The sequence below is a fragment of the Flavobacterium sp. genome (genome assembly GCF_046293665.1).
GTDB lineage: Bacteria > Bacteroidota > Bacteroidia > Flavobacteriales > Flavobacteriaceae > Flavobacterium.
In genome coordinates this window covers 1-18,601 of the sequence record NZ_JBKBOL010000005.1, presented here as the reverse complement: position 1 = coordinate 18,601, position 18,601 = coordinate 1, and the positions used below count along the sequence as shown (strand labels likewise).

13 protein-coding genes and 1 rRNA gene are annotated in these 18,601 nt (G+C 38.4%); 3 read left to right on the top strand and 11 right to left on the bottom strand.

What is annotated here, in order from left to right; translation table 11 throughout:
- Positions 1-39: 39 nt before the first annotated feature.
- The 10 genes from cmk to ACK4R1_RS08780 all read right to left on the bottom strand — a co-directional run bounded on the left by cmk (position 40) and on the right by ACK4R1_RS08780 (position 15,979).
- Positions 40-732 carry a (d)CMP kinase gene (gene cmk, locus ACK4R1_RS08825; RefSeq protein ID WP_409686006.1) on the bottom strand — a complete coding sequence of 231 codons (693 nt, stop codon included), beginning with the start codon at positions 730-732 and terminating at the stop codon, positions 40-42.
- Between the two features lie 16 nt (positions 733-748).
- Positions 749-1,780, bottom strand: coding sequence for a type IX secretion system protein PorQ (gene porQ / locus ACK4R1_RS08820; RefSeq protein ID WP_409686004.1), 1,032 nt, complete (start codon positions 1,778-1,780; stop codon positions 749-751).
- A gap of 131 nt (positions 1,781-1,911) precedes the next feature.
- Entirely contained in the window at positions 1,912-4,365 is a 2,454-nt protein-coding gene (lon, locus tag ACK4R1_RS08815) for an endopeptidase La (protein WP_409686002.1), read from the bottom strand.
- Positions 4,366-4,565: 200 nt separating this feature from the next.
- Positions 4,566-5,339, bottom strand: coding sequence for a hypothetical protein (locus ACK4R1_RS08810; protein WP_409686000.1), 774 nt, complete (start codon positions 5,337-5,339; stop codon positions 4,566-4,568).
- A 44-nt stretch (positions 5,340-5,383) separates the two neighbouring features.
- The gene (locus tag ACK4R1_RS08805; protein ID WP_409685998.1) at positions 5,384-6,676 is read right to left on the bottom strand and encodes an MFS transporter; all 1,293 of its coding nucleotides are present in this window, start codon (positions 6,674-6,676) and stop codon (positions 5,384-5,386) included.
- A gap of 85 nt (positions 6,677-6,761) precedes the next feature.
- The gene (locus ACK4R1_RS08800; protein ID WP_409685996.1) at positions 6,762-7,580 is read right to left on the bottom strand and encodes a M48 family metallopeptidase; all 819 of its coding nucleotides are present in this window, start codon (positions 7,578-7,580) and stop codon (positions 6,762-6,764) included.
- A gap of 79 nt (positions 7,581-7,659) precedes the next feature.
- On the bottom strand, positions 7,660-10,059 hold the full coding sequence (locus ACK4R1_RS08795) for a glycoside hydrolase family 31 protein (RefSeq protein WP_409685995.1): 2,400 nt from the start codon (positions 10,057-10,059) through the stop codon (positions 7,660-7,662).
- A 183-nt stretch (positions 10,060-10,242) separates the two neighbouring features.
- Positions 10,243-12,147 carry a 1,4-alpha-glucan branching protein GlgB gene (gene glgB, locus ACK4R1_RS08790; protein WP_409685993.1) on the bottom strand — a complete coding sequence of 635 codons (1,905 nt, stop codon included), beginning with the start codon at positions 12,145-12,147 and terminating at the stop codon, positions 10,243-10,245.
- Between the two features lie 257 nt (positions 12,148-12,404).
- Positions 12,405-14,039: a maltokinase N-terminal cap-like domain-containing protein gene (locus ACK4R1_RS08785; protein WP_409685991.1), complete on the bottom strand. Its 1,635-nt coding sequence runs from the start codon at positions 14,037-14,039 to the stop codon at positions 12,405-12,407.
- Positions 14,039-15,979 carry an alpha-1,4-glucan--maltose-1-phosphate maltosyltransferase gene (locus ACK4R1_RS08780; protein WP_409685989.1) on the bottom strand — a complete coding sequence of 647 codons (1,941 nt, stop codon included), beginning with the start codon at positions 15,977-15,979 and terminating at the stop codon, positions 14,039-14,041. Before ACK4R1_RS08780 ends, ACK4R1_RS08785 begins: the two co-directional genes overlap by 1 nt.
- A 74-nt stretch (positions 15,980-16,053) precedes the next feature.
- Between ACK4R1_RS08780 and ACK4R1_RS08775 the strand changes: the two genes are divergently transcribed.
- The 3 genes from ACK4R1_RS08775 (at position 16,054) to ACK4R1_RS08765 (ending at position 18,173) form a co-directional block, all read left to right on the top strand.
- Positions 16,054-16,917, top strand: coding sequence for an alpha/beta fold hydrolase (locus ACK4R1_RS08775; protein WP_409685987.1), 864 nt, complete (start codon positions 16,054-16,056; stop codon positions 16,915-16,917).
- 3 nt (positions 16,918-16,920) lie between these two features.
- Complete coding sequence (gene nth / locus ACK4R1_RS08770) at positions 16,921-17,562, top strand: endonuclease III domain-containing protein (protein WP_409685985.1); 642 nt, start codon at positions 16,921-16,923, stop codon at positions 17,560-17,562.
- A gap of 77 nt (positions 17,563-17,639) precedes the next feature.
- Positions 17,640-18,173 carry a 2'-5' RNA ligase family protein gene (locus tag ACK4R1_RS08765; RefSeq protein WP_409685983.1) on the top strand — a complete coding sequence of 178 codons (534 nt, stop codon included), beginning with the start codon at positions 17,640-17,642 and terminating at the stop codon, positions 18,171-18,173.
- A gap of 311 nt (positions 18,174-18,484) precedes the next feature.
- Here the strand turns inward: ACK4R1_RS08765 and rrf are convergent.
- A 5S ribosomal RNA gene (rrf, locus tag ACK4R1_RS08760) occupies positions 18,485-18,594 on the bottom strand.
- Positions 18,595-18,601: the final 7 nt, after the last annotated feature.

Below are 18,601 nucleotides of genomic sequence, written 5' to 3'. Positions count from 1 at the left end.
GCCCGTAAATCTACTATTTATATTGAGATAAACAAATATTTACAACGATTTCGATACTTTCTCCACTAAGGCTAAAACTACCTCAAACTGTTCTTCGCGAGTGAGCGCCGAATTGTCAATTTTAATCGCACCATCTGCCATGACTAAAGGGGAATCATCTCGGTGAGTATCAATATGATCTCGCTCTTCGACGTTTTTTAAAACGGCTTCAAAAGTTACGTTTTGCCCTTTGGCTTGCAATTCGTCAAAACGACGACGCGCTCGCGTTTCCGGACTGGCAGTCATGAATATTTTAAGTTCAGCATTAGGAAAAACTACCGTTCCGATGTCACGCCCATCCATAACGATGCCTTTTCCTTTACCCATTTCTTGCTGTTGTTCAACCAATTTGGCACGAACTTCGGAAACTTCAGCTACTTTGCTGACAAAACCGGACACTTCGATAGTTCTGATTTCTTTTTCAACATTGACATTATTCAAATACATTTCGGCGAAACCCAAGTCCGAATTAAACTCGAAATGCAATTTGATAAACGGCAAGCTATTAATGAGAGTTTCTTTGTCGAAAAACTCATCGCCTATACAACCATTTTGCATGGCAAAAAAAGTCACAGCGCGATACATTGCACCGGAATCGACATAAACATAACCCAAATGCTTGGCCAATTGCTTGGCTAAAGTGCTTTTCCCTGTGGATGAAAATCCGTCAATGGCAATGGTAATTTTTCTCAAAACGATGTTTTATGTTTTAATACCTATTCCCTGAAAAATCGATGGTCAAACCAAACAAACTCGTGTTGGCTGCCAAAGTATATCGAGAATAGGAATAATTGAATTTTAAATTATTGACTTTCAATCCGAAACCAACCGAGATTCCGGAGAAATTTCGCTGCTCTAAGATACGCAATTCTTCTGCACGTCTGAAATTATAACCAACTCTGATGTTGAATCCTTTTTCGGGAAACAATTCGGCACCAACAATCACGTGGCGTAAAGCGTTGTTAAAAAACGAAACTTTTTCAGGAGTTGCACCACCGTCCAAGTTGCCTTCTGCCCTATTCGGATTCGCAAAAGCCACTTGCCATTGTTGCATATTTTCCAAAGTCAGGTGCCAACGAATCGGTACATTTTCCATCAATTGTGAAACGCCAATCAGAACTTCTAAAGGCAATTTCTCTCGGGTTTCAGCATAAGGTGTAATTTGTGTTCCAATATTTCTAATAGAAATCGCCCAATTGACATCGTTTCGAGTATCAATAAATAAAGCGCCGATATCGACTGCTGCTCCAAAGGAATTGTAACTTTCCAGAGTAGAAGAAATCAGTTTGGCATTGGCACCAATATAAAAATCAGAAAAAGGAATGTTATAAGCATAACCAAAAGACAAAGCAATTTCACTTCCGGTAAAGTCGGAAGTTTGCTGACCATTTTCGTCATAACCGTCAAATTTTCCGTAGTTGACATAATTTACGCCACCAAAAAACGTTTGCACATGTCGGTCATAAGTATAAGCGTAAGAAGCTGTTCCGTATGTGACTTCGCCAAAATAACTACCGTAATTCAACGACAGTTTATTGTCCATTTCGCCATTGATACAAGCCGGATTAAAATGCGCCTGATTGACATCATGGTCGTAAAAAGTAATCACCTTTCCGCCAATAGCCGCTTGTCTTGGGGAAGTTACTAAGTTTAGAAATTGGTATACCGACTTTCCTCCAACTTGTCCGAAAGAGACTAAATTGGCGAGGCAAAATGCAATACAGATTGTTGTTCTAAACATTAAAAGAGACTTATGGCTATACACTATAACGGAAATGCGAAGATATTATTTTATATCGGAGGAAAAAAGTTAATAAAAAAAGGCATCAGCGATATTTTGCTCATGCCTTTTCAACCTTTTATTATGAATTATTATTTCAGCGTTTTAGCATTTTTTACTTTTTGACTGGTCAAAGCACAATCAATTACTTCACTCATTTCTTTTACGTAATGAAATGTCAAACCTTCGATATATTCGGGTTTGATTTCATCGATGTCACTTTTGTTTTCATTACACAAAATAATCTCTTTAATGTTGGCTCTTTTGGCTGCCAATATTTTTTCTTTAATACCGCCAACCGGTAATACTTTCCCACGAAGCGTAATTTCCCCGGTCATGGCTAAGTTTTTCTTCACTTTCTTTTGTGTATATAATGATACTAAAGAAGTCAACATGGCAATTCCGGCGCTTGGTCCGTCTTTTGGCGTTGCACCTTCCGGAACGTGTAAGTGAATGTTATATTTGCCTATCATTTCCGGGTCGAGCCCAAAAATCTCTGCGTTAGCTTTGATATATTCTAAAGCAATCGTCGCCGATTCTTTCATTACCGTTCCTAAATTTCCGGTCAAGGTTAACGTTCCTTTTCCGGCAGAAATTAGCGATTCGATGAATAAAATATCGCCACCAACTGAAGTCCAAGCCAATCCTGTCACTACTCCGGCTACATCATTGCTTTCTGATTTATCTCGGGCTAATTTTGGTGCACCAAGGATAGACACGATATCTTCATCGGTTACTTTTTTGTTGTATTCTTCTTCCATCGCTACTGATTTGGCGGCATTTCTAATTACCTGAGCGATTTTGGCTTCCAAACTACGAACACCGGATTCTCGGGTATAACCTTCAACAATTTTTTCTAATTGCTTTTTGCCAATAGACAAATCTTTGGTGGTTAAACCGTGTTCTTTTAATTGTTTAGGTAACAAATGTTGGCGAGCGATTTCGGTTTTTTCTTCAATGGTATAACCGGTCATTTTGATGACTTCCATTCTGTCTTTCAACGCCGGTTGAATGGCTGACATATTGTTGGAGGTTGCGATGAACATTACTTTAGACAAGTCGTAACCCATTTCAAGGAAATTGTCATAGAACTCGTTGTTTTGTTCCGGATCTAAAACCTCTAACAAAGCCGAAGACGGATCGCCTTGGTGACTGTTTGACAACTTATCGATTTCATCCAAAACAAACACCGGATTGGAAGTTCCTGCTTTTTTCAAACTTTGGATAATTCTTCCCGGCATTGCGCCTATATAGGTTTTACGGTGTCCACGGATTTCGGCTTCGTCACGCAAACCGCCTAAAGAAATACGAACATATTCTCTGCCTAAAGCTTCCGCAATAGATTTTCCGATGGAAGTTTTTCCCACTCCCGGAGGTCCGGTTAAACAAATGATTGGCGACTTCATATCGTTTCGCAGTTTCAAAACCGCCAAATGCTCAATGATTCTTTTTTTGACATCTTCTAAACCAAAATGGTCACGGTCTAGTATTTTCTGAGCGCGTTTTAAGTCGAAATTGTCTTTGGAAAAATGATTCCACGGCAATTCTAAAAACAGCTCTAAGTAATTTCTTTGGATACCAAAATCGGGCGCTTGTGGATTCATCCGTTGCATTTTAGAGATTTCTTTCTCAAAATGCTTGGCGGTTTTTTCGTCCCAAGTTTTGGTTTTGGCTTTGATACGCATTTCTTCGATTTCCTGCTCATACGAAACGCCACCCAATTCTTCCTGAATGGTTTTCATTTGTTGTTGCAAGAAATATTCGCGTTGTTGTTGGTCTAAATCGAAACGTACTTTAGACTGAATGTCGTTTTTCAATTCCAACTTCTGTAACTCAACATTCATGTAACGTAGCGTTTCCAGAGCTCTATCTTTTAAAACATTAATCATTAACAAATCCTGCTTTTCCTTAACCGTAAGGTTCATGTTGGAAGAAACAAAATTAATTAAGAAAGATTGACTTTCTATGTTTTTTATGGCGAATGTCGCTTCAGTTGGTATATTCGGGCTTTCCTTAATTATCTCGATAGCCAATTCTCTAATCGAATCTACAATAGCTTGGAATTCAGTATCTTTTTTGGTCGGACGCTTTTCTTCTACTTCTTTGATGGTAGCCTTTAAATACGGACTTTCAGCAGTTACCGTATCGATTTCAAAACGCTTTTTCCCTTGTAAAATAACAGTAATATTACCATCAGGCATTTTTAAAACCCTTAGAATTCGGGCTACTGTTCCAACGGTATGAATATCATTTTTGGTTGGATCTTCGTCATCTTCATTCTTTTGTGCTACTACTCCAATAATTTTATTTCCGGCATTGGCATCATTAATTAGTTTGATGGATTTGTCTCTTCCGGCGGTAATTGGAATTACTACTCCGGGAAATAAAACGGTGTTTCTTAAAGGCAAAATGGGTAATGAATTGGGTAATTCTTCCTTATTCATTTCCTCTTCGTCTTCTGGCGTTAAAAGCGGAATTAAATCGGTTTGTTCATCGAATTCCTGCAATGACAGACTGTCAAGGGTTAAAATATTGTGGTTTGACATGTGGTACTTGATTTAGTCAAATTGACATTAAAAAATAGATAATGCTAAACAAAAATAGGACATCTTTGGATACAAATAAATTATAATCGACGTACTACAAATGATTTAGGTTAAATCAACCTAAAACTTTATATCGTAAAGCGCTGTGATAAGACAAGGATTATGCCGAAAAAAAAAATCCGCCAATTTGGCGGATTTGGTTAGTTTACAATGTAAGACTGTAACTCGTTATTTATAGTCTCTGTTCCGGTATCGTCAGTTGACACCGTAACCGATTTAATTGGCCCAATGTTTTTGGCAAACCAATACTCTGTAACTACATTATTGGCTGGCGTTCCCATTACAGTAACATTTTGGGTGATTTTCATCTTGATTACGTTGGTATAATTAGTACCGTTTACAGTTACGGTCGCATCTTTTTCAAGTATAACACCACTGTAATTTGTAACTTGAGTTGTTGAAGGTAATCCGGTAAAAGTAGCTGTTTGTGAAAAACTACCTGACCATGTTTGATTGACATTTAAATAATCTTTTAAAATCAACATTTCGTATCCGGTTAAAGTCCCTGTAATTCCGAGACCTGTATCAAAAGTGAAGTTTTCAATTTTAATATAATAATCTCCTGAATTTTTTCTCAATCGAGCTACAACGCCTGCTGAAGTTCCTCCTGATGAAGTCCCAAATAATTGATCAAAAGTATAATATGTAAACGAACCAATACTATTGATGGAAATCATTTTCATCGGTGGTTGAACAACACCGTCTTGTTTGAAAACCCATTGGTTATTTAAAGCTGTTGGCCAATAATCACCGGTTGAAACTCCACCACCGCCTCCGCCTGGATTTCCACCACCGCCCGGATTTGTTGGATTTCCTAAATCAATGGCGCTGTCAATCGGCTCATTTTCACAAGAAGTGAAGGTAAAAACACTAACAACTAAAAATAATCCGATTAAAAATTTTATGTTTTTCATGACTTTTTATAAATTTTGTTCAAATATAATTTTTTTTGGATTTACTACAAGTCTTTTTTTGGTATTCTCAACAATAATAACAATCCTATGATGAAAAATAGGGTTAAAAACACTATAGCGTTTCGCATACTTCCGGTAATTTGGTCAATCAAACCATAAATCAGCATCCCAATAACAATTCCGATTTTTTCAGAAACATCATAAAAACTAAAGAAAGAGGTTGTATCATCTGTTTCCGGTAAAAATTTAGAATAAGTAGAACGAGCTAAAGCTTGTATTCCGCCCATAACCATGCCCACAAATCCTGCCGTTATGTAAAATTCAATAGGTTCAGTCACAAAATAGGCCGCAATACAAATAATGGCCCAAATGGAATTAACCACTATTAAAGTCTTTATATTCCCGAATTTGGCTGAAGCGCGAGAGGTTAATATCGCTCCGGCAACGGCTACTAATTGAATCAACAAAATGCTAATAATCAATCCGGTGGTTTTTTCACTGTCAGTCTTCCAGTTGATTTCTTGCTCGCCAAAATATGTGGCAACCAACATGACTGTTTGCACCGCCATACTAAACACAAAAAAAGCAAACAAGTATTTTTTGAGCCATTCATTTTCAAGTACCTGATTTTTTACTTTTTTTAATTCTCTAAAACCGTTGAAAAGTACATCTTTGGTTATTTTTTCAGCATTGGGATTGCCTTTGGGTAAAAATCGGAAAGCATACTGACTAAAAACTATCCACCAAATACCGGTCATAGCAAATGATAACCTCATAGCACTCATAGCTTCTTCTCCTTCTTTTCCCAATATGAAATAAAGATTAACAAGCAGTAAGATTACGCTTCCTGCATAACCCATAGAATAGCCTTTGGCACTTAATCTATCTTGTTGTTCTTTGAAAGCAATATCGGGTAAATAGGAATTGTAGAAGACCAAACTTCCCCAAAAACCTACCAATCCGAAGTAAAAACAAACTATTCCAAAAACAATATTGTCTTTGGTAAACCAATTCATACCAATACAAGAAAGTGCTCCCAAATAACAGAAGAACTGCATAAACCGTTTCTTGTTTCCGGCAAAATCCGCTATCCCTGAAAGCAAAGGCGACAAAAATGCAACCGTTAAAAAAGCAAAGGCAGTCACAAAACTTATAAGCGCTGTACTCTTGAAATCTATCCCTAAAAACAAGATGTTTGGATTGTTCTTAGGAAATAAAAATCCAAAATACAAAGGAAAAATTGCGGAGGAAATAACCAACGGATAAACCGAATTCGCCCAGTCATAAAAAGCCCAAGCGTTGAGTAATTTTGGATGACCTTTAGGAAGTGTTGCCATAAAAACTATTTAAGAATAAAAAATCCCGCCTCGTTTAAAGAACAAGACGGAATTCAAATATAGCTTTTTTTTGGTATCCGGTAAATTATTTAAACGTTACGCCAAACTTAGCTGCTTCTGCTTTAGCTTTAGGGATTAATTTCTTTAGGTTGGCTATTCTAGTAGCATCTGAAGGGTGCGTACTTAAAATTTCAGCTGGGGCTCCACCACCTGAATTCGCAGACATTCTTTCCCAAAAAGCAACTGATTCACTTGGATTGTAACCTGCTATTGCCATTAGAGTAAGTCCAATTTCATCAGCCTCGGTTTCGTGACTTCTGCTAAACGGCAACATTCCTCCAACACTAGTACCAACGCCATAAGCTTGCATTACCAATGCTTGTGTTTCGGCACTTTTACCACCAACAACTGCTTGTGTTACTCCAGCGCCTAACTGTTGTGCCAATCCGGCACTCATACGTTGTTGACCATGATTGGCCAATGCGTGAGCAACTTCGTGTCCCATTACTGTAGCCATTCCGGCATCATCTTTACAGATAGGAAGAATTCCGGAATAGAAAACAATTTTCCCGCCAGGCATACACCAAGCATTTACTTCTTTGCTGTCCACTAATTTGTATTCCCATGCATAGCCTTCCAACTGATCTGCGGTGCCTTTCGATTTCAATAACTTTTCGGCTGCAGCCCTTATTTTCATCCCAACATTTTCCACTCTTTTGGCATCAGTTGTTCCGGTGATTACTTTATTGGTTTTTAAAAACTCACCATACTGACTAAAAGAAGAGGCGAAAATTTCAGAGTTAGGCACCAATGCCAAGGTTCTTTTTCCGGTAACTGGATTTGTAGAACAAGATGCTACCACTAAAATCAGTAGCGAAGCAAAAAATAAAATTCCTTTTTTCATGTTTATATTATTTGAATAACAAATTTACATAATCTACAGTCCAAATTATTACATAATTTAGATAATAAATTTACATAATTTAAGCGCCAAACAAGTGAATTTCGGTAAAATCTTTACCAATAATTAAAGAATTATCTCCATTTAATTGTACTTGATCCAACGTTATTTTTTCATTATCCAATTCGATTCTCTTCACTTTAAATGGCAATCCTTTTAAATTAATCTTGAATCTCGAATATTGCGTTTCAAATGTTCCTTCAGTATGTTGCTGAATAATCAACTCTTTCTCTTTACCGTTTAAAGTAAATGTGCGTAAAGAAAAACGGCCTTTGTTATAATCATAACCATCTTGTGCATCTTCATAAACTGTTGATTTTTCTTTGCCAACTTTGTAATAAGCATCCAAAGTCAGTTCGTCAAATTGCAATTCGCCTACGTATTGTTGCACCGGATATTTCGGAATTATAGCGCCTTCCTTGATGAAAATCGGAATTTCGTCAAAACTGGTTTTAATCCAAAGTTCTTTCTTGCCTTCTACCAATTCATTTGTCCAGAAATTGTACCAGTGCCCTTTTGGCAAATACATTCTGCGACCTTGAGCATTGGGTTCCAATATTGGGCAAACCAAAATTTGGTTTCCAAAAATAAATTCATCGGTTCTGTAATGCGTGTGGAAATCGTCTTGATCGAAATACACTAGTGGTTTTAACATTGGTGTTCCTTCGTTGACATATTGCCAAAACATAGTGTACAAATAAGGCAATAACTGATAACGCAATTCAACGAATTTTCGTGTGATATCAATCACTTCTTCGCCAAATGACCAAGGTTCTTGTTCGCCATGATCGCCAGAAGAGTGCGTTCTGCAGAAAGGATGGAATACGCCTAATTGAATCCAACGTGCATACAATTCGCCCGAAGGTTGCTCTGCAAATCCTCCGATATCCGAACCGGTGAAGCCCATTCCTGATATAGACATGCGTTGCATTTGGATATTGGCAATCCATAAATGTTCCCAACTGGCCACGTTATCGCCTGTCCAAGATGAAGTGTAACGCTGCGCGCCGGAATAAGCCGAACGCGTTATGATAAATGGCCTTTTTGGATAAGAAAAACGTTTTACACCTTCATAAGTAGCACGTGCCATTTGGGTTCCGTAAACGTTGTGTGCTTTTCGGTGACTACAAGGATTTCCATCGTAATCGTGACGAACGTCATTCGGGAAAGTTTTTCCGGGAACATCCATTACAGCAGGTTCATTCATATCGTTCCAAACGCCTTTTACACCAATTTCTGAAATCAGTTCTTTGAACAATCCGGCCCACCATTCGCGTACTTCGGGATTGGTATAATCAGGGAAATTACATTCGCCCGGCCACACTTTTCCTTTCATAAACGGACCATCAGCTCTTTTACAGAAATAATCATTTTTCAAAGCTTCTTGGTAAACCCAATAATCTTTATCGATTTTGATTCCCGGATCGATGATAACAACTGTTTTGAAACCATCTTTGGCTAATTCGGCAACCATTCTTTTGGGTTCAGGAAAATATTCTTTGCTCCAAGTAAAACAGCGGAAACCTTCCATATAGTCGATGTCGAGATAAATCGCATCACACGGAATTTTGAGTTCTCTGAATTTACCGGTGATTTCTTTTACCTTACTTTCGGGATAATAACTCCATTTGCATTGGTGGTAACCCAACGTCCACATGGGCGGCAATTCAGGTTTTCCGGTCAAATGGGTATAATTGATGACCACATCGCTCATTTTTGGGCCATAGAAGAAATAGTAATTCATTTCTCCGCCTTCTGCCCAAAAACTGGTTACATTTCTGCGTTCGTGACAAAAATCAAAAAAGGTTCTGAACGTATTGTCAAAGAAGATTCCGTACGCTTTATTGTGGTGTAAGCCTATGTAAAACGGCACTACTTTGTATAATGGTTCTTGGTCTTTATGGAAAGCATATTGATCGGTTGCCCAATTTTCTACACGTTTGCCTTTCAGATTCAAATGCGTAGGCTTGTCGCCCAAACCGTAAAAACTTTCACCGTCTTTAGAGACTTTACTCATTTTGACAATATTCCCACCGTGTTCATAACATTCTTCCCAATGGAAACCGATTTCATCCTCAAGAATGGTAAACCCGTCAATATCGTGAATGGATATTTTTAAATCTTTCTTATTGATTTTGCAAAAAACTTTGCTGGTTTTAATGAGATAAAATTGTTGTTCTTCTATAACTTCCAATTGGTTATAACCATGTGATTGCGTTTTGTCAATAGCATAAGAAAAGTCGTTGCTGAAGTAGCCTTTGGTCGTATATCGAAAGCGAATTAAACTATCGCGAAGTATTGTTATTTTTAGAATGACATTATTGTCAGTATTAAAATAAATACTGTCAACATCTTGTTCGAAAGAAACTATTTTGGAAGGAAACTGATCGCCTTTAAATTCAAGTTCTTGGTTGGTAATCATAGTATTGTATTTGTGTCTTGTGCCAAATTTACAAAGATGACAACTATAATTTCACATATAAGCAAAGTAGTTTTTAACTACAACGTTTGCGAATAGTGATAAAAAAGGATAACCACAAATTACACGAATTCTCACGAATCAATTTGTGAAAATGGGTGTAATTCGTGGCTAATAAATAATTGGCTACGAAATTTTATAAACGGTAATGCCTAATGGTGGCAATACCAATTCGGCTGAATAATCACGATAATTCCATGATTCTTTATCGATTTTAATAGGTTTGGTCATTACGACGCCGCTTCCGTTGTATTCTGTACTGTCTGAGTTGAAAATCTGAGTCAGCTTTCCTTTGCTTGGCAAGCCGATTCTGTAATTGCTTCTTACTACAGGAGTAAAATTGGCCACGATAATCAAATCATCTTTTGGATTTAGTCCTTTACGGATGTAACTCAATACTGCATTTTCACTGTCGGAATAATTGATCCATTCAAAACCGTCTACGTGGAATTGCTTTTCGTACATCGCCGGATTGTTTTTGTATAGCGCATTCAAATCGGTGATGCATTTTTTGACACCGGCGTGATAGCCATATTGTAGCAAATGCCAATCTAAACTGCCTTCGAAGTTCCATTCGCTGCTTTGCCCGAATTCGGCTCCTTGAAACAATAATTTTCCGCCCGGATGTGTAAACATATAGCCGTACAACAAACGAAGATTCGCAAATTTTTGCCACTCATCGCCCGGCATTCTACCTAAAATAGAATGTTTGCCATAAACCACTTCATCATGCGACAATGGTAACATGAAATTTTCGGTAAAAGCGTACGTCATGGAGAAAGTCAAATCGTTTTGGTGGAAACGGCGGTATATTGGTTCTTTTTTGAAATATTGCAAAGTGTCATGCATCCAGCCCATCATCCATTTCATGCCGAAGCCTAAACCACCGATGAAAGTTGGTCGCGACACCATTGGAAAACTGGTACTTTCTTCGGCTATGGTTTGCACATCCGGGAAAGTGGAATAAACTGCTTCATTGAAATCTTTTAGGAAACTAATGGTATCTAAGTTTTCTCTTCCGCCGTAAATATTCGGTTCCCATTCACCTTCTTCTCTGGAATAATCTAAGTATAACATCGACGCTACAGCATCTACTCGTAAACCGTCAATGTGATACTGTTGCAACCAGAAAATCGCGTTGCTGATTAGGAACGAACGCACTTCATTTCGACCATAATTAAAGACCAAACTTTTCCAATCGGGATGATAGCCTTTTCTTCTGTCCGGATGTTCATATAAATTGGAACCGTCAAAGAATCCTAGTCCGTGCGCGTCATCAGGGAAATGAGATGGCACCCAATCTAAAATTACTCCGATGCCTGCTTGGTGCAATTTATCCACCAAAACCATAAAATCCTGTGGCTTTCCGAAACGGGAAGTTGGTGCAAAATACCCAACCAATTGATAACCCCAAGAAGGATCATACGGATATTCCATCACCGGCATGAATTCTACGTGGGTGAAACCGGTTTCTTTGACGTAAGCCACCAATTGGTCTGCCATTTCGAGATACGTCAGGAACTTACCTTCGCTGTTTCTGCGCCACGAACCTAAGTGGACTTCGTAAACTGAATAAGGTTTGTCTAAACCGTTTTTGTCCTTTCGCGTGTCCATCCATTTTTTGTCTTTCCACTTGTAGTCTAAGTCCCAAATGACTGAGGCAGTTTGTGGCGGATGTTCACAGTAAAGTGCAAACGGATCGGCTTTTTCGGTGATGATGCCGTTGTTGTTGGATTGTATTTTGTATTTGTAAGTCGTTCCTTTATCAACACCGGGAATGAAACCTTCCCAGATGCCTGAAGCGTCCCAACGCACGTTAAGTTGGTGTTCGCCTTGTATCCAATAATTGAAATCGCCCACAACGGAAACCGAACGTGCCGATGGTGCCCAAACGGCAAAGTAAACGCCTTTTACGCCATTCACTTCGGTGAGATGAGCGCCGAGTTTTTCATAGAGTCTGAAATGTTTTCCGGCTTTGAATAAATCGATGTCAAAATCGGTAAAAAGCGAATGTACTTGTACTTGGTTCATTTGTTTTGTGGTTTATTTTTACCGCGAATTCGCGAATTTTCATTCTATAATTAAAGCAAAAGAGTTTTCATTGTCGTTCTCTTGCCAAGTTTGTGTTCCCTCGACTGTACTTCGTCTGCGCTCAGCATAAACTTCTCGGGATGACAGATTGTGCTTATAATTACTTCTATTTCTAATCAATTCAAATCCTATCTAGCCCCGATTGGCAGTGCTACCGCGTAGCACAGAAAGCGGGAATTACCTTTCCTGAAACAGCCCTACACTTTCGCTTCAAATTCCATAATACTGGCGATTCCGGTTAATGGAATTACTGCCCAACGCGGTCTGGAGTTGAGTTCGTAACCGAGTTCGTAAACCGCTTTTTCGAGGATGCAATATTTGAGTAGGAAGTCGATTTCTTTTCGGTAACCGATATTTAGATTGCCTCCTTGGGCGACTTCGGTGTAGGTTTGCAGAAACACGCCTACGAAATATTTGAACAGGATTTCTCCTGCTTGGAACAGCTCTTTTTGTTCGTACGGATATTTGTCTTTGTTATTGAAAAGCGTCGCGTAAATCGAGTAATGGAACGAGCGGAACATACCGGCGACATCTTTCAGCGGCGGTTGTTTTACTTTTCGGTCGCGGATTGTGCTTTCTGGTTCGCCTTCAAAATCGAGCAAATAGAAATCGTCACCGTTGACCAACACTTGTCCGAGATGGTAATCGCCGTGGATTCGGATGCGTTCGGATTTCATTTTCGTCCAGTCGAAATCGAGGAACAATTTTCTGATTTCTTTTTTGTTGTCGAGGAATTGATTGGCGAGTTCGAGTGCCAAACCGTCGAGTTTGTGCAAATTATTTTCTAAAATATTCAATCGGTTTTGGAACTGATAAGTCAACCGATTTTTGAGCCAAACGGTGTAATCGCCGTTGTATGTCGTTGGTGTAAAAGCCGTATCGCGGATGTCGCCACCGAGCGCGATGTGCATTTCGGCAGTGCGTGTTGCCAAAGTGTGAATTCGTAAAAAAATGCTCAGCCCTGCCCAATCGATGATCTCGTGAGGCACTTCGTGAATCTTCAATCTTTTGAACAATTCGATATCCGGAAGTTTGGCAATTTTGATTTTTTTGTGTTTGAGGTTGTCAAAAATTCTATCGACTTCCTCTAACATAAACTGCCACGCATCGCCTTGGTTCGGCACCAATTCTTGCATTAATCCGAGTGTGATATTGCCTTCGGATAACACTACGCTGATGCTTCCGGTGTATGCCGGAGAATGTTGAAAATCCATCGTTTCAGTCAAGAATCGACTGATTTCATAATCGGGATTCATGCTGATGTAGATTCGTCTAAAGATTTTTAGCACCAAAGTACCGTTGTAAATAATAGAAGTATTGCTTTGCTCCACGCCCATGAATTTGGACGATTTGTATGCTGTATCTTCGAGTTTTTCACCTTTGTGGAATTTGACTTTTTCGTCTTTTCCTGCGGACGCTACTATCTTATCAAACAATAACTTTCGGAAATCTTCTTGGTGTAAGGCATCAACGAGAAATCCTTCTTGTCCGCCCATTTTTACCGGAGCGATGATGGTATTGGTGTCCAATTCGTCTTCCGACATGAAGGAAATCGGCATAAAATAATGTTGATAAAAGGCTTCTTTGAAATTGACTTCCAGCAAAACACCGTAATACGTATTCTTCTTCGACGTGATTTTGAACCAATCAACGACTTCGATATACTTTAGCGTGCTGGCTTTTCCGCCATACCATCGTTTGTTGATGATATAGTTTTCCAAAATATCCGACGAAAATACTTTTATGAATTCTTCGTCTTCAAAGGCCGTTTTCCAATCCGTTTTAAAAACGTACGGATTGATAAATTCATCTTCATTAATTTTAGTATCCATTACTTGATAATTTTAAATAAATGAAATGGCAATGCCGGATGTAATTCTACGAAGTTCCATTCTTTATCCCAATAGTAGCTGTTTCCGGTAATTAAATCGACCACTTTAATGGTTTGTCCGGGTTGAATTCCCAGCGCTTGTAAAGGCAATTGAATCCAAGTTTGTTTGGCATAATAAGGATCAAGACTGCAAATCATCAATGTTTCATCTAATCTTGAATCGTCGTATTTATAGTAAGCCAACACTTGGTCGTTATCAGTATTACAGAACTGTATGTTGTTCGTTTGTTGTAATGACGGTTGTTCGTGTCGGATTCGGTTTAGTCTTGAAATCAGTGTTATCAACTTATTTTGCACGGTCCAATCCCAATGGTAAACTTCGTACTTCTCCGAATTGAAATATTCTTCTTTGCCCGGCATCGCTTCAGAAATCATGTATTCATAGGCCGGACCGTAAATTCCGACACTGGAACTCAAGGTTGCCGCTAAGAAATACTTGTGAAGATAGATACTTTCGTTGCCACTTTGTAAAGCGTAAGGCAAAATATCGGGTGTATTTGGCCAGAAGTTTGGTCGGTAAAAATCGGCTTGGCTGGTTTTGGTCAGTTCTTCTACGTATTCGATTAGTTCGGCTTTGGTGTTGCGCCAAGTGAAATACGTATACGATTGAGAGAAACCTTGTTTGGCCAACTCGTGCATGACTTTTGGTGCTGTAAATGCTTCAGCTAAAAATAGGACATCGGGGTGTTTTTTCTTGATTTCGGCGATTAACCAACCCCAAAAATAAAACGGTTTCGTGTGTGGATTATCGACTCTGAATACTTTAATATCGCATTCTTCTACCCAGAACAAAGCCACATCTAATAATTCTTTCCAAAGGTTATTCCAATCACCACTTTCAAAATAAATCGGTTGAATGTCTTGGTATTTTTTGGGTGGATTTTCGGCATATTGTACGGTTCCGTCAGGACGCCATTTGAACCACTGCGGAAAATCTTTTACATAAGGATGATCAGGTGCAGCTTGCAGGGCATAATCCATAGCGACTTCGATTCCTAAATCTTTGGCCGCTTTGACTAAGGATTTGAATTCGTCAATCGTTCCTAATTCAGGATGCGTTGATTTGTGTCCGCCGTGTTTGGAACCAATTCCCCAAGGAGAACCTACATCTCCGGGTTGGGCATTGGTGGCGTTGTTTTTTCCTTTTCTGTTGACTTCCCCAATCGGATGAATTGGCGGAAAATACAAAGTATCAAATCCCATAGCAGCAACTCTTGGCAAGAGCTTTTCACAGTCTTTAAAGGTTCCGTGTTTGCCTTTTTCTTGGGAAGCTGAACGTGGGAAAAATTCATACCATGTACTGAACAATGCTTTTTTTCTGTCGACATAAATTTTTAATTCGGCAGAAGTATTGGCTAAAGTTCTGGTTGGATATTTTTCAAAGATGTGGTGTAATTCTTTGGATAAGGCTATTTCAGTAGCTTTGTCGTATTGTTTTTCGTCTTGAAAAGCTTTGATAGCTGAAGTTAAATAAGCTTTTTCATCCTTATCAACTTCTTTTAAAATCGCTTGACAATATTCGGCACCTTCTAATAATTCTGATTTTACATGTTGGTTGTCTTGAATTTTTCTTTCGGTGCCGTGTTGCCAATTGAGAGCATAATCTACCCAACCTTCCACAAAATAAGTGTAATGACCTTGTTTTTCTACAGTAAATTTTGCTGTCCATTCGTCATTGCCTAAAGCACTCAATCTAACCTCTTGCCATTTTTTATCTTTTTCGTGTTTGTATTTTACGCAACAGGCGATTACGTCATGACCATCGGCAAAAACATTGGCTTTTACGACAACCGTTTGTCCTACAATTCGCTTGATATAAAAAGCGCCTCCGTCTAATTGAGGCGTGACATTTTCAATAATTATTCGGGTTTGATTTTGCATTTTGACTTATATTTATGATGTTGAAATTTAAAAAAAATTATTTCAACTTTTGGTTAGTTACAAAATTTATTGAAATGACAAAAAAATCCCCAATTAGCAACCAATCATTGCAAATTCCTAAGCCAATTCTACTTACGGCTAAATTATTAGAGACAATTTCTCCAAAATGGGCTACACTGTTCGCCGCTAAATTGTTTACGACACCCATAAAATACAAAATTCCCAAGAGAGAACTTCAAATGGAGCAAAATAGTCGCCAAAGCAAATTATTGGTTCCCAGTCTCAAAAAAGAGATAATGATTTATGAATATGGCAAAAGAGAAAAAAAAGTTTTATTGGTTCATGGTTGGTCCGGAAGAGGCACACAATTGGTCAAAATTGCGGATGAATTAGTAAAATTAGGTTACCAAACCATTAGTTTTGATGCCCCGGCACATGGTAAATCTGAAGGCAAAACAACTATTATGACCGAATTTATAGCTTCGATATTGGAAATTGAAAAGCAATATGGTCCGTTTGAATTTGCGATTGGTCATTCGCTTGGCGGTATGTCAATTTTGAATGCTATCAAACAAAATCTAAAAGTTAAAAAAGCAGTACTTATTGGAAGTGGCGATATCATTCAAGATATTTTAGACGATTTTGTATCGAATTTAAAACTACAACCCAAAATTGCCGGAATGATGAAGCAATATTTTGAAAAGAAATTTGGTGAGTCTATGGAAAAGTATTCTGCTCATTTTTCTGCCCAAGAGGTTAAAATTCCCACACTAGTAATTCACGACCAAAATGACCACGATGTAAATGTAAAAGCTGCTTACAATATCAACAAACACCTTGAAGATAGTGAGCTAATGATTACAGAACATTTAGGTCATCGAAAAATATTAGGTAATGAAATAGTCATTAATCGTATCAAAGAATTTTTAAAACCTTAAATTATGAGTTTATTTGAAACCACCGATTGGGCTCAAAAATTACAGCCTATCATCGATTTATACAAAAACAAAAAGCATCCTTTAGACTATGAAAATCTATACCAACTGATGGTTATGGTGATTTTGTCTGCCCAGGATTCTGACGCTAATATCAATAAAGTAGCACCGGCATTATTTAAGGAATATCCTAATTTACAAGCATTATCAACGGCTTCAATGGACACGTTGATTCCGTTTGTAACTAAAGTACGCAACTTTAACACCAAAGCAAGTTGGCTTATAGAGATTGCCCAAACCTTAAAAAAAGACAGCAACATTCCAACTTCCTTACCCGAATTAATTGCTTTAAAAGGTATCGGTAGAAAATCTGCCAATGTCATTATGCGTGAAATGAAAGTACCAGCTGAAGGAATTATTGCTGATTTACATGTGATTCGTGTTGCTCCGAGAATTGGCGTTATTCAAGAAGCCAAAGACGGGAATAAAGTCGAAAAACAGCTAATGGAAGCGTTACCAAAAGTCGTTTGGGGAGAAATCGGCATGGCGATATCGTTTTTAGGAAGAGAGACTTGTCGGCCAACTAATCCAAAATGCTCACAATGTCCAATCCAAAACGATTGTCAATATGATTTAAAAACTATATAATTGGGGCGTGCCCCTTCGGGTCGGGCTGTCCGGGTTACGCGGTAACCTCTCCCATCCCTCACGCAATTCGCACAATCATGAAACAAATTCCGCTTTTCTCACTGGTTATCTTTCCTTCACCTGAACAGATAGAACTAGTCAAATCCTATAAACAATTGCTTAAAAGTCATATTGGTTGGTTTGGTAGTGTAAATTCTAAAGCACACATAACTGTAATACAATTTGATAATGAAATGTTACTTACTCTTTATATTGACCAAGTCAGAGAATTCTGCAAGACAATCGTTCCTCAAAATGTTACTTTAAATACATGGAATCACTTTGTTAATCCTCATACGTTTTTCATTGGACCTGACAAACCTTCACAACTATATCTTGATAAATTAATTATTGATTTACATGAACATTTGGGTTTTAAAGTCAGTAATACAAATAGCCACATGAGCATTGCTCGTAAATTAGATCCTGAAAAAATCAGAATAGCGTATGAGCTATTCAGCAATACTGAAATTAATTTCGAATTTAATTGTGATGCCTTTTACCTGCGTAAGTTCAATGACCAAACAAAACAATATTCTGATATTATTGAGAAAATAAGCTTTGGAAAATAACTTATAATAATCGTTTATCCTTTGTCACCCTGTCCCGATAACTATCTGGATGTCGAAAGGCAACCCTACTGTAAAACAAAAAACCTATGATATATAGAGGAGGAAGCCCGGTGGGCTTCAGATTTGAAATTAAAAGGAGGACTGCCAGTGGCAGTCAGGTACGCGAACTTCAGTTCGCCTATAATCTAAAACAAAAAATCCCCATCAAATAAATGATGAGGACTTTCTAAAAAAAGGCGGCGGATCGACCGAAGGGACACGCCGCATCTATAAACAAAAAAGTCCTTTACTTTCGTAAAGGACTTTCAAAAAAAAGGCGGCGACATACTCTCCCACATTACTGCAGTACCATCTGCGCAATCGGGCTTAACTTCTCTGTTCGGAATGGGAAGAGGTGAGCCCCGACGCAATAACCACCTTAAGAGGTC

What these genes read in the sequence shown, in the direction of transcription:
- porQ (WP_409686004.1), bottom strand. Translation starts at nt 1,780, where the DNA reads ATGTTTAGAACAACAATCTGTATTGCATTTTGCCTCGCCAATTTAGTC.
- ACK4R1_RS08780 (WP_409685989.1), bottom strand. Translation starts at nt 15,979, where the DNA reads ATGCAAAATCAAACCCGAATAATTATTGAAAATGTCACGCCTCAATTA.
- nth (WP_409685985.1), top strand. Translation starts at nt 16,921, where the DNA reads ATGAGTTTATTTGAAACCACCGATTGGGCTCAAAAATTACAGCCTATC.
- ACK4R1_RS08775 (WP_409685987.1), top strand. Translation starts at nt 16,054, where the DNA reads ATGACAAAAAAATCCCCAATTAGCAACCAATCATTGCAAATTCCTAAG.
- ACK4R1_RS08795 (WP_409685995.1), bottom strand. Translation starts at nt 10,059, where the DNA reads ATGATTACCAACCAAGAACTTGAATTTAAAGGCGATCAGTTTCCTTCC.
- lon (WP_409686002.1), bottom strand. Translation starts at nt 4,365, where the DNA reads ATGTCAAACCACAATATTTTAACCCTTGACAGTCTGTCATTGCAGGAA.
- ACK4R1_RS08785 (WP_409685991.1), bottom strand. Translation starts at nt 14,039, where the DNA reads ATGGATACTAAAATTAATGAAGATGAATTTATCAATCCGTACGTTTTT.
- ACK4R1_RS08765 (WP_409685983.1), top strand. Translation starts at nt 17,640, where the DNA reads ATGAAACAAATTCCGCTTTTCTCACTGGTTATCTTTCCTTCACCTGAA.
- glgB (WP_409685993.1), bottom strand. Translation starts at nt 12,147, where the DNA reads ATGAACCAAGTACAAGTACATTCGCTTTTTACCGATTTTGACATCGAT.
- ACK4R1_RS08810 (WP_409686000.1), bottom strand. Translation starts at nt 5,339, where the DNA reads ATGAAAAACATAAAATTTTTAATCGGATTATTTTTAGTTGTTAGTGTT.
- ACK4R1_RS08800 (WP_409685996.1), bottom strand. Translation starts at nt 7,580, where the DNA reads ATGAAAAAAGGAATTTTATTTTTTGCTTCGCTACTGATTTTAGTGGTA.
- ACK4R1_RS08805 (WP_409685998.1), bottom strand. Translation starts at nt 6,676, where the DNA reads ATGGCAACACTTCCTAAAGGTCATCCAAAATTACTCAACGCTTGGGCT.